The sequence below is a fragment of the Phormidium sp. FACHB-1136 genome, assembly GCF_014697375.1.
Lineage (GTDB): Bacteria > Cyanobacteriota > Cyanobacteriia > Phormidesmidales > Phormidesmidaceae > Nodosilinea.
Genome location: NZ_JACJRS010000135.1, coordinates 1 through 11,467, shown reverse-complemented (window position 1 = coordinate 11,467; position 11,467 = coordinate 1). Strand labels below are relative to the sequence as shown.

Sequence of the window (11,467 nt, the reverse complement as noted above, 5' to 3'; positions counted from 1 at the left end):
ATGCTGTTGAGGCTATCCATCGGTGCACCGTGTTTTACTTGCACCTGCACTCTATGCGGTGGATAGCTTTTTTCCAACCCAACCCCAAAAAACTGTCCGGAGTGTTGCCTAATAGCCTGGGTAATTGCCCTAGCGAAAGTTTAAGTATTTGTAATTAATGAGCAATAAACCAAGCAGATCTTGTACGCACCATAACAATCCGGATGGAGCGGACTGTTGATACATCCAGGTGCGTTGTCAAGGGTATCGGCAGCCGCTCAGCCGGAACGTTAGGTGGCTTAGCTTAGTGGTGCAGAAAACTTTTTTGAGAGACTGATCAGAATTTTGTGTAAGCGGTCTAGAATCCCGATCCCTAAGGAGACCGCCTCATGGTACGTAAGAAGACAGAAGGTGTCAGGCCGAGTCAGCAAGCGGGCCGTCTACGTCGTTCTGGGCGTGACGGTGGAGGGCACGAAAAGCCTCCTCGGTCTCTGGATTGGCGAGGTGGAAGCGATTGCTTGCTTCCCGAAGGTGGGGGCGAAGTTCTGGCTCAAGGTGCTCACCGACCTCAAAAAACCGAGGTTTGAAGGATATACTGATCGCCTGCGTGAACACTCTCATGAATCATGCCAAGAATTGCAGTTGCGACACTGCTCATAAAGCGTCTAGCCCTGCCATTAGAGGGGATCGAGGGGCTGGGGCGGTGGCGTCACGGGAGTGGGGATTTGCCACTCCCGTAGCCGAACCTGGGCTTGGGCATAGGCTTCGGTTTGGGCCGGAATGGTGCGGGCAATGTCGATGGCACGAGGGAGATTGAGGCGGGCTTCGCTTTCGGCCATGCGCAAGAGATCCAGGCTCCAACGGTTGAGGGTGCGCACTGCCTCGGCTCGTTGGGGGCTCCCTTCGGGCACCTGCTGGGCAGCCTGGATGGCCTCTCCCAGGGCGGCAACGCTACCCTGTTGGGCCAGTTGGTAGGCCCGTTGAAGTTGTTGCTGCCCCCGCAGTTGGTTGCGCCAGAGGGCGATATCTTCCTGGGCCGTGTCGTAGAGGGCGCGGCCTCGGCCAATTTGGGAGGCGGTGGCAATGGCGTCCTGAAACTGACCAGCGGTGGCCAATTGCTGGGCCTGGGCTAGGATGGGGGCGTCCTCGGCGCGTTCCTGGTCGCTACGCCAGCCCCGAATTAAATCCTGGGCTTCGCTGTGGAGGGCACGACCGGAACCAATGCGGCGGGCAGCGGCGATGGCGGCATTGAGATCTCCCATGCGGGCAAACTGACGGGCTTCGTCGAGGATGGGGCGATCTTCGGTGATTTCCACCTGCCCCCGCCAGCGATCAATGTGGGTTTTGGCCTCGTTCCACACGGGGTTGCTGCGGGAAATGCCCTCGGCCTCGGCGATGGCCGCACGGAGGTCGTCGGTGGTGCCCGCTAGGGCCAATTGCTGTGCCCATTCCAACTGGGATCGGCCCTCAACTTCGGCCCGCCACTGACCAATCAACTGCTGGGCGAAACCATAGCGAGGACGGCTGCTATCGATGCTTTGCAGACGGGTAATCGCCCCCTCTAGCCCCGTAGTGCCCCCCTGCCACGACAACTGACTAGCTTCAATGATGGTGCGCATATCGGCGATATCAGCCCCTAGATTGAGTGAGGCGGGAATGGCTGACAACATTTGCTGGGCTCCGTCGGCATCCCGCTGATTGAGGGCATTTTCCGCCATCTCTAGCAGCGTTTGGCCCAGTTCGCCCAGCACTTTTTGGGCCTCACCATAGAGGGGACTCTCGCTAGGAACGCCCTCGACGATGGCGATGGCTTCCTTCAAGTTAGCCAGGGTGCGTTGGCTGGCAAGGCGCTTGGCCTTGCCCAGTTCGTTGAGGGTTTCGCGGGCGGCGTTGATAGTGGCCGTGAGTTCGTCGTACTTGGTGGTGCGCCAGTAGGCATTGCGCACCTTCAGCAGTTGGGTGGCCTTGGTGAAGGCGTCCTGAAATTGCAGATTGGCCAGATCGGTTTCGGCGGCGGTATAGATGGCCTCGGCCTCTTGCCAAATTTGGTTCCAGGTTTCCACCCGTTCCGCCACCACCTGGGCGGCAGCAGTGTGGTGAGGTACCCGACGTGCCATGGCGATGGCCTCCTGCCACTGTCCATCCTGGAACGCCTGTTCCGCCAGATCTAGGATGCGGTCGGCCCAGGTTTCGATGCGCTGGCTAATTTCCCCTTGCATGGGATGATCCGACGGCAGCGCCTCCAGCAGAGCAATCGCCTCTAGGTAGCCCTCCACGGTGGCCTGCTCGGCAAAGGCTTCGGCACATTGCATCCGGGTGCTAGCAGAGGCCGTGGGCCAAAAAATGGCGCGACAGTTGGGTAGGTTGGGAATGCGCAATAACATCACCGCTGAACCAACCCCAAGGCCCATCACCGCCACCAGGGCACCCACTGTCCACAGGGGCCAATGGCGGGCGATGCGCTGGGTTAGCGACCGCTTGGGCGGCGGCACAGGCCAGGGTAACTCCGAGGGCGAAACCGACCGCTGTCGCAGGTCGGCTAGGGGGTTGTAGCGGCTAGGAGCCACGGAGGGATTGGCCTCATAGGGGGGCGAGGCGGGGTAGGGTTGTCCTGGGGCCACCCAGCGCTCTGGTGTTGGCTCAGGCTCTTCCTGGAAATATGGTTTTGACGTACCACGGTTGCGAGCCATGCCCAGTTCCTGTCGGTTTGCGTGGGTGCTTTGCCCCAAAGTAGCAAAGAAACTTCGCGGCACCCAAGAAAGTCTGCCCTAGTATATCGGGGTGTTGAAAAAACGCAATGGGGCCATTCTGCGCCTATGGATAGAGATGAGATGGGTCTAAGCCGTAGCCTTGAAGGGATCTCTACTGGGGCCAACCTCGGTTAGCCCTGACTTTTCCGGGCATTGATGAGGTTAACAAAGTTGGCCAGCATGGTGAGTCCGGCGGGGGCCGACTTTTCCGGGTGGTACTGCATGGCCATGATGTTGTCCTTGGCGATGGCGGCGGTGACGGTTTGGTGGCCGTGGGTGGTGGTGGCGGCGATCACGGCGGGGTCGGTGGGGGCCGCGTAGTAGGAATGGACAAAATACACCCAGTCTCCGGTGTGGATGCCCTGCCACAGGGGCATATCCGGCTGGGCGAGGGTGAGTTGGTTCCAGCCCATGTGGGGAATGGTGATCTCCGGTTCCTTCTGAAACTTTTTGATGTAGCCGGGAATGATCCCCAGTCCGGCTTCGGTGCCTTCGTCGCTAGAATCGAACAACAACTGAAGCCCTAGACAAATGCCCAGGAAGGGCTTGCCAATGGCGATGGCCTCCTGGATTGGCCCCACCAAATCCCGTGATCGCAGGTGCTGCATGGCGGGGTCAAAGGCTCCATCTCCCGGCAACACCAGGGCATCGGCGGCGTCTAGGTCGGCGGCGCGGTCGGTGATCTGGGGCGTCGCTCCGGCCATGGCCAACCCCTTGCAGGCGGAGTGCAGATTCCCCATGTCATAGTCAATTACCGCAATCGTCGCCACGGGCACCTCCGGGTCAGGGTCATGCTCTATCCTATCGCTAGGTGAGCCAGAACCGCAGGCCAGAGGCGGGTGTGGAGAACTAGGGAGTTGGCCGCTCTGGGGGGATAATCTGGGGGTCTACCGGGCTGGGGTCTACCACTTGGCGGGGAGCATAGCGGGGCGGGCGCTGGCGATTACGCCAACCGTTTAGAAGACGGTAGGGCCAGGGAAATTCGGTGGAAAGGGCAAAAAGCCAGCGTTCCGGGGTTGAGAGGTAGGGATGGGTGATCACTTGGGTGCGGCGACGATCAGGCCGAGAACAGTTCATCACCACTTGACTCATGGTGGTGCGGGCCAGGGTGTGTAACATTTGCGGCGAAACGGCATAGCTCTGCTGGTGGGCGATGAAGGTGCGCAGCTTAGCGGTGATTCGGTCGGCACTGGCTTGGGCGGTGCGAGAGTGGCTTTGGGGATTGTTGCAGCGATACACCGTGGCCGGGATGGGGTCGTAGGCCCAGGTGTGGCCCACCACCAGGCGCAGCATGACATCCAGGTCTTCGGCCCCGCGCAAGGCTGGCACAAAACCGCCGATAGCCTGTAACCGTTCCCGCCGAGCCACCAGGGAAGATAACTCTAACAGACCATGCTTGAGGTAAAGCTGAAAGTAGGTGGCCTGGTCTAGGCCCGCTGTGGGTTGCTGCAACGGCCCCACATCCGACCGCGACACCACCCGGTTAACGTTAATGGAAAAATGCTCGGCGGCTCCCAAATACACCACGTCGGATCCACCCTGCAATAGCTGATGGGCCTGTTCTAGGTGGGTGGGATACCACCAGTCATCGGCGTCTAAAAAGGCCACCCAATCTCCGGTGGCGGCAGCAATCCCGGCATTACGAGCTACCGCTGGCCCGCCGTGGTCGGTTTGGAGCACCCGCGTTACCCCTGAATGCCCCTGCAAATAATGGAGTGTACCGTCCGTGGATCCATCATCGACAGCAATCACTTCATGGGCTGGGTAGGTTTGGGCCGCGACGCTGACTAAGGTTTGTTCAAGCCAAGCCTCAGCGTTATAGGCCGGAATCACCACCGATATTTTCATGACGCCCCCTTGGCTCTCTAAGGAGTAGATCCGTTGACCCTAACTTGCTGCTGCTATCGCTTCTAAGGAGTAGACCCGTTGACCCTCAATTGCTGCTGCAAATTGTTGCTGCTGTCGCTTCTCAAGATAGCCATTTTTCACCCAGTTTGCTGTCGGGGAGGCCCGCATCCCCCCGCTAAACCACCGCCGCCTCTAGCATCCGAATTTCCCCTAGGGTGGCATCAATGGCCACCTGTCCGCCGATGGGTAGGGTCCACATGGGTTCCACATGGCCAATCCAAGCACCATTCCAGGCAGGAATGCCCAGGGGTTGAATGTGGTCGCGCAAAATTTCTGACAGGGTGAGGGAACCATAGCCCGCCCCCGGCCCACAGGCCCGACATTGCCCGAAGATGAACCCCGCCAGCCCATCGATCACCCCGGCCAGCTTGAGGTGGGTGATCATCCGATCCACTCGGTAGGGCGGTTCGCCCACGTCTTCTAAAAACAAAATCGCCCCTCGCAGATCCGGCAGGTAGGGAGACCCCACCAGGCCCGTCAACACCGAAAGATTGCCGCCAATGAGCCGTCCGGTGGCCCGACCGGGGGTAATGGTTTCGATGCGGCCCTGATCGCGCATGAGGCGGTCTTGGTCCGCCCCTAAGAGTGGGTTGGTAAAGGTGAGGGCTTCCCCTAACACAACTACTCGCCGCAGAAAATCCACCTGGTCGCTACGCCATGCGGTAATGCCATGGGGGCCGTGGAAGGTGACCAACCCCGTTTTGGCATAGATCCCCAGCAGCAGGGCGGTAATATCGCTAAACCCCATGATGACCTTAGGATTAGCCCGAATTTGGTCGTAGTTGAGGTAGGGCAAAATCCGCGCACTGCCCCAGTCTCCCCGCACAGGTAACAGGGCATCGACGCTGGGGTCGGCAAACAGGGTGTTTACATCGGCGGCCCGGAGGTGATCGGCCCCCGCCAGGTAGCCATAGCGATCTAGCACATGGGGGGCCAGCTTAGGCTGCCAACCCAGGGCGGTGACGGCATCCACCACCAAATCCAGGTGATCTGGCTCGAAGGTGGCCCCCGCCGGACTGACAATGCCCACCGTGGCCCCCGGCCCTAGGCGAGGCGGATATAGGGGGGAGGGCATCGACGGGGAGACCGCTTGGGCTAGCCTAGGGCGATGAGGCCCAATCCCTAAGCCCGATAGCGCTGCCGTGGCTAGCCCCAACCCCGCAAACACCTGGCGACGATGCATGGCCCCGTTCTCCTCAACCGTGCGTGTTGACCTCCCCTGCACTCTATCAAGATTCGTGGTGGGGTGCAGCCTCCCGTTGGCTCTAGCGGCCCCTAAGGGAAATCACTTAGGTTATAGTTCCCCTAAGTCTTTCCCTGAAAATTGATGCCTACGAAATCTACCAGCCCCAAAACCGACCCCTGGAACTACGAAGAGACCGTTGCCGTCGTGGAAGCCATCATGGCTGATTTGGAATCGGGACGCTTGCCCTTGGCTGAGGTGATCACCCAGTTTGAACAGGCGGTGCAAGCCCTGCAACGGTGCGAGACCTACCTCGCGGAAAAGCGATCTCAGGTAGACCTATTGATCGAAACCCTCACCGATGCCTAGGTGCGGCTAGGGCCGTGGTGTTTGCTGGGCGTGATCGGCTGCGAGGCCTCCGGCCATGGCAACCAACCTCTAAGGACAGCGGCGTACAATGGGAAAACCAAGACTCAGCAATCAGGGTGAGGAAGCTTTTGTCCTCCCTGGGTTGGCTGTAGGAGAAGGCGTGAACGGGGCCGCTGGTTCATGGGCCCAGATCCGAGAACCTAGGCTTTGGTCCCCCAGGCTCTAGGCTCAGCCCCCTTGGCCATCAGGCATCTACGTTATTTCGGTGGTCAGGGGCCATTAGCCCAGCGCTAACCAGGGGGATGATGGGGGGCTACCCTGGATGAGCTGGCCCCCAGCCCCTGGAGCCTCGGGTGATCGCACCGATTATCTTTTCCAAGGAGTTCCTGAACGTCCATGGCGCAATTGCAGCCCACAGAGCCCCGCCACGACCAGAAGCTGGTGCCTCTTTCCCGTGCCCTCAAGGCGATTCGGGTCGCGCAAACCGATGCAGATGCCCTGGTGGTTGCCCTCGACCACCTGCACCAAACCCTAGCCTTTGAGGTGGCCTGGATCGGTCGCTATGATCCCATTCACCATCGGTTAATGACCCAGGGCTACCGCAGCCCCGAAGCCATGCGCCCCATGCGCCCCATCATCGGTCTCACGCCGGGCGATCTGATGGAGCAGACGGTGATTCAGCCGCGTCCCTTGGTGGTGGCGGATCTGCAAAATGAGATGCGGGCGGGGGAGTGGGGCTTGATCGCCAAACAGTTTGCCCTCCAAAGCGCCGTTGTTTACCCCATCAAGCGCCAGGAAATCTGCTTTGGGCTACTGGTGCTGGCGTCCCCACGCTGGGGGATGACCCTATCCCTGGAGGAACTGTCCTATCTATCCATCGTCACGGGTACCCTGGCGGAGGCCCTCTACCATTTCGAGGCGGAACAACAGCGACAGCAGGCCAAACGCCTGGAACAACCCCTGCTGAGTGTGTTGGGGCGGCTGGGCCATTTAGCGGATCTCGACAGCCAGCTTGACGACGTGGTGCGAGAAACCCAGCGCTTTATGGCCCCTACCCGCACCCGTGTGTTTTGGCTAGAGCCCAAGGGTAACTATTTTTGGCAGCGCCAGCCCCGCCCCGCCAGCCCCGATCAGAATCATGCCCTCACCCTGCCCGTGGCCGAAGTGCGAGGGCTCTACCAAGCGCTCTGCCATCAACAACTGGTGGTGCTCGGGGAAAGCCGGGGGGCGCTGAATGCCATCGTACCCGACCGTTGGATGCAGAGCATTCAGGCCCAATCCATCATGGTGGCCCCCATTACTAGGGCAGAGGAATTGGTGGGGTTTCTGTCGGTGGAGGGCAGTTTGCCCCGTCTGTGGCAGGAGTCGGAAAAGCAGTTTTTGATGGGCATGGCCCGCCTCCTGAGTTTGGCCCTCCCCGTGGTGGCCCACCAAGAAGTGCAGCGCCACAGCCAAATTGAGCAGTCCCTTGCCACCGGAGTCATCCAGGGCATCCACGACGAACGAGACTGGCGACACGCCCTGCAAACCTGCTTTACCAACCTGCGGGAACACCTCGGCATTCAGCAGTTCCTTGTGCTGGTGTTCAGTGCCGAACGCCAGACCTACGAGATCTGTTTCCATGGGCAAGCCCACCGAGCCGCTGGGGTAAAACCCCTCTGGCCCAGCCTCGACGAGGTGGATTGGCACCTGCTCGAACGCAGCACCCTACCTGTGGTGATCGACAACCTCTCCCAAGACCTGAGGCTAATGGCGTGGCGACCCCATCTCTTGGCACTTGGGGCTCAGTCGGTGATGGCCAGCAATGTCTCCCCCGGCCATGCCCCGGAGGGTGTGGTGGTGGCGAGCGATGGCACCCCCCGTCAGTGGACGGTGGCAGAACAGACCCTCATGATGGCCGTAGGGCGGCAGATTGGGGTGATTTTGCACCAATGGCAGCTTCAACGGCAGATCAACCAACAGCAGGACACCTACAACGCCCTGGAATGGGGACTAAAAACCCTGTCCCAAAGCGTTGAGATTGACCGCCTAGAGCAAACCACCCTCCAGTACGTTTTGCAGTGGCTTCAGGCTTCGGTGGCGCTAGTGGTGACCTGGCAACCGGGCGACCCCCAAGCCCAGATTACCCAGGTGGTCGGTCAAGACGATCACCTGGCGGTGCCAACCGTGTCCCCCATTCCCACCGATGACGCCCTGCTGCACTGGGTGATCCAAACCGATGACCTGATTACCCTGCCCGCCACCGAACTGCCCGCTGCCACCCAAGCATGGCTATCGGTCCCCCAAGGGGGTCGTATTTTGGCCAAGGCACTGCGCACGTCCCCTCACCACGCGGTCACAGCGGCCTTGGTGGTGGTGTCTGCGGTGCCTCCCACCTGGGGAAACCATCAGATCACCATCGTCAACCTGCTGGTCAACCAACTGGCCTGGTCGCGGCGGCATCTCTACCTAGTCAATACCCTCACCCAACAGCGCCAGGATCTCGAACAACTCAACTGGTATAAGCACCACTATCTAGAGGAAACCTATCGCCAACTGGCCAAGGTGATCCACGAACTCGCCCCCTCAACGAATGCGCTGGATTCCCCGACCCCGGCGGCGACCTCCCAACCCCTGCGGCCACTTCAGCGGATGGTGCAGGAGGCCCAGGCCATGCTGAGGCGAGAGCGGTGGCAACTCCGCTTCCAGGCCCAAACCACCCCCCTGATTAGCCTCCTCAGCCGCGCCATTGAACGCATTACCCCTGCCCTAGAAAGCCGCCAACTGTGGTCGAAGGTTCACAACGACAGTGACCGAGGCACGTTGATCGTCGGGGACATCACCAAGCTCGACATGGTGATTTACGAAATCCTCATGGCCGCTTGCCAACGATCCCCCGTGGGCGGACGCATCGACCTTTGGTGTCGGATCCTCAGCCTCGACTGGATGGAACTCTCCATCACCGATAACGGTCTCTGCGATCCGACCCTGCTGGAGGAACTGAAGGTCGGTAGTAGTGCCGATGTGCTGGCCCCCTCCGTTCTCGATGAACCCCCCGGCCTCCACCTAGCCATCTGCAAAAGCCTGCTCGACCAGTTGGGTGGCGATATGTCCTTCTCCCGCCTAGAGGATGGCCGTATCCACAGTCGGCTGCTGCTACCCCTGGCCCATCCCGGTAGCCGACTGGATGGATAGAATAACCCCTCGGTATGTCAACACCACCTGGATAGCCGATAATCTTCGACCCATCATATGTACCTGTGCCTTTGGCATGGGAGTCAACAAACCCAACACCCGATGGCTTTCAGACCACACCTAAACACCATGTCTCCGATTCCCAAATCAGCTAGGTGGTAGGGGTAAAGTCTCCTTGCCCTGTGATGAGACTGTGGCTAGTCATCCCGTTGGCTGGTCTCTTGAAGTACCGATCTAGTGCTCCTTCAGACAGTTGTCGCAGTGGCCGCAGCGGGGTAGGCGCTGGGCCTCGGTGCGGAAACCAAAGGCTTCTAGGAGCGCTTGCCAACGACATTGGCGGCTGTGCAAAAACTGGTGCATTTGCTGGCTGGCGTTGGCTTGGGGGGCGGAAATCCCGGTGGTCTGGGGCTGCAACTGGTAGCGAAAGGGATCCAACCACACCAGTTGCCCGGTACTGTGCAGCCAGGAGAGAGAGATGGCCCCATGGGAAAAGGCTTGGCTAATCTCCCGCACATCCCCCGTGGCCGGAATTTGACGCACCAACTGCTGGGCCTTGCGTTGCAGGGTTTGGGTTTGGGTGTCAAAAAATTTGGCCCGCTGGCGGTCGCTGCCATCGAGCCAGCCCGTGCGTTCGCTCACCAGGCTGAGGGCGGTTGCGGGTTGGCCATCCCGTCCGGCCCGACCCACCTCCTGCACATACTCGGTGATGGTGCAGGGAGCCTGGAAGTGCAGCACCCAGCGGGTGTTGGGCTTGTTGACCCCCATGCCAAAGGCCGAGGTGCAGACCACAAACTGCAGATCGTCTGCCATCCAGTCGGCTTCGATGCGGCGGCGGTCGTTTCCCGCCAGACCCCCGTGGTAGGGGGCAGTGCGGTAGCCCTGGGTTTGCAGGGTTTGGGCCAAGGTTTCGCTATCCTGGCGGGTGCGCACGTAGATCAGGCCCGCTTGATGGGGGTGCTGCCGGAGGAATTGCCCCAAGGCCCGTTGCCGCTGGCCCTGGCTGATCACGGATTTGACCGCCAGGTGAAGGTTGGGTCGATGGGGGTTGAGCCGCACCACCTGAGGATTGTGGAGCTGCAATACCTCACGCAAAATCCGCTGAGCCTGGGGATCGGCGGTGGCGGTGAAGGCGGCGATGGGCAGGGTGCTCCCAGGCGGGCGTCTATCGAGCAGGGCTTGGCGCACGGCTCCCAGGCGGCGGTAGGCGGGGCGAAAGGTTTCTCCCCACTGCACTAGGCAATGGGCCTCATCCAAAATCAGGCCATTAAGCTGAAGGTTTGGATTACACAACCGCTCCCACACGGGCGGACTGAGCAGGGTTTCGGGGGAGAGATAGAGCAACCGCAGGCGTTGCTGGTCTAGGTCTTGCAAAAGGCGGCGACGTTGGTAGGACGGCATTTGGCTGTGGAGAGTGGCGGCGGGCAATCCCTTTTCGCGCAATTCCTGCACCTGATTCTCCATCAGGGCCAGGAGTGGCGACACCACCAGGGTCAGCCCCGATTGCAGCAGCGCCGGAAGCTGAAAGCAGATCGACTTGCCGCCCCCAGTGGGCAACACCACCAGCACATCGCGACGGTCGAGGATGGACTGGATAATCTCGTCCTGGGGAGGGCGGAAGCTGTCGTAGCCCCAATGGCGCTGAAAGCTGTGCAACACCTGTTCCCAGGTGACGCGGGTTAATGGGGTCATTGTGATGTCCCTGAGTGTGAACCCCCACCGTTGGGGTACTCTCAAGGTGCCCTAGGCATTTTGGGCAAGCCTCAGAACCTACCCAATCTAATAGAAAAGGCGGATACCGATGGTATCCGCCTTTAGAAAAATCCTCAGGGCACCTCGAAAAATACTGAAGGCACTGTCTCACAATGAGACTCATGTCGAAATCTAGATTCCTGAAATATTTGCTAATAGTCCAATATTTGATCATTAGTATTTTGATTCTTAAAGAGATAGTCGATAGACACGAAAAGATGAGATCATAGACAGTATAAATTACTCACTTCTCATCAGGACTATGGGACAAAAAGGATTCTGGGACTTTGAGGAACGCCAGCAGGAATTGCTCAACAAAAATAAAACCTTAAAATATCTCAATGACATTATTCCT

General features: G+C 59.7%; 7 protein-coding genes and 1 pseudogene. 3 read left to right on the top strand and 5 right to left on the bottom strand.

Annotated features, from left to right (window positions below; genetic code table 11):
- Nucleotides 1-399: 399 nt before the first annotated feature.
- Nucleotides 400-598 (top strand): annotated as a pseudogene (locus tag H6G62_RS24215) (transposase); the annotation flags it as partial.
- A 58-nt stretch (nt 599-656) separates the two neighbouring features.
- On the opposite strand, the gene H6G62_RS24210 reads toward H6G62_RS24215, so the two are convergent.
- The 4 genes from H6G62_RS24210 to H6G62_RS24195 form a co-directional block, all read right to left on the bottom strand.
- Nucleotides 657-2,669, bottom strand: a complete 2,013-nt coding sequence (locus H6G62_RS24210; protein WP_190499992.1) for a chromosome segregation ATPase — start codon at nt 2,667-2,669, stop codon at nt 657-659.
- A gap of 191 nt (nt 2,670-2,860) precedes the next feature.
- Nucleotides 2,861-3,499 carry an imidazole glycerol phosphate synthase subunit HisH gene (hisH, locus tag H6G62_RS24205; RefSeq protein WP_190499989.1) on the bottom strand — a complete coding sequence of 213 codons (639 nt, stop codon included), beginning with the start codon at nt 3,497-3,499 and terminating at the stop codon, nt 2,861-2,863.
- A gap of 79 nt (nt 3,500-3,578) precedes the next feature.
- Nucleotides 3,579-4,577, bottom strand: a complete 999-nt coding sequence (locus H6G62_RS24200; RefSeq protein ID WP_190499987.1) for a glycosyltransferase family A protein — start codon at nt 4,575-4,577, stop codon at nt 3,579-3,581.
- Between the two features lie 175 nt (nt 4,578-4,752).
- Nucleotides 4,753-5,820, bottom strand: a complete 1,068-nt coding sequence (locus tag H6G62_RS24195; RefSeq protein ID WP_190499985.1) for an LD-carboxypeptidase — start codon at nt 5,818-5,820, stop codon at nt 4,753-4,755.
- Nucleotides 5,821-5,964: 144 nt separating this feature from the next.
- On the opposite strand from H6G62_RS24195, the gene xseB reads away from it, so the two are divergent.
- Together xseB and H6G62_RS24185 are read left to right on the top strand one after the other, a co-directional pair.
- Nucleotides 5,965-6,189 carry an exodeoxyribonuclease VII small subunit gene (xseB, locus tag H6G62_RS24190; protein ID WP_190499984.1) on the top strand — a complete coding sequence of 75 codons (225 nt, stop codon included), beginning with the start codon at nt 5,965-5,967 and terminating at the stop codon, nt 6,187-6,189.
- A gap of 396 nt (nt 6,190-6,585) precedes the next feature.
- Nucleotides 6,586-9,363, top strand: a complete 2,778-nt coding sequence (locus tag H6G62_RS24185; protein ID WP_190499981.1) for a GAF domain-containing protein — start codon at nt 6,586-6,588, stop codon at nt 9,361-9,363.
- 234 nt (nt 9,364-9,597) lie between these two features.
- On the opposite strand, the gene H6G62_RS24180 is transcribed toward H6G62_RS24185, so the two are convergent.
- Entirely contained in the window at nt 9,598-11,052 is a 1,455-nt protein-coding gene (locus H6G62_RS24180) for an ATP-dependent DNA helicase RecQ (protein ID WP_190499979.1), read from the bottom strand.
- Between the last annotated feature and the right edge of the window lie 415 nt (nt 11,053-11,467).